1 protein-coding gene is annotated in these 429 nt (G+C 71.8%); it reads left to right on the top strand.

Translation table 11 applies throughout. From position 1 onward, the window contains the following. The coding region (locus tag ACFQUV_RS09255; protein ID WP_378394671.1) for a hypothetical protein at nt 1-429 on the top strand (429 nt) is incomplete at both ends.

Here is a 429-nt window from a genome sequence, read left to right as displayed (position 1 = left end):
CTCTACGAGCGGCGCTGGACGGACGCGGCCGATCGCTGGCTCGACGACATCACCGAGATGCTCCAGGAGGTGCGCACCGCGCACGACTGGGCCGGTCGCCACGGGGACCTGCCACTGACCGGTCGGATCACCGCCGCGCTGGGCGCCTACTGGTTCCTGGAGGGTCATCACGCCGAGGGCCTGCGCTGGATCGACGAGATGCTGCTCAGCGAGGCGGACCTGGCTCCCGCGGTGGCGGCCCGCGTCCGGCTGGCCGCGGGGTTCTTGGCGTTCCCCCGAAGCCAGCCCGACGCCCGCGTCCACTGGCAGAGGGCGACCGAGTTGTTCCGTGAGCTCGGCGAGACCAGGCTCCTCGCCTACTCGCTCGCCGTCGGGTCCGCGACGTACCTCAGCGAGCCCGAGCAGTACGCGCTGGCGATGGGGATCAAC

The sequence above is a fragment of the Rhodoplanes sp. P11 genome, from assembly GCF_964266735.1.
Lineage (GTDB): Bacteria > Pseudomonadota > Alphaproteobacteria > Rhizobiales > Xanthobacteraceae > Rhodoplanes > Rhodoplanes serenus.
Note: the sequence above shows the minus strand (reverse complement) of the source record. Positions and strands in the feature narration are given on the sequence as shown.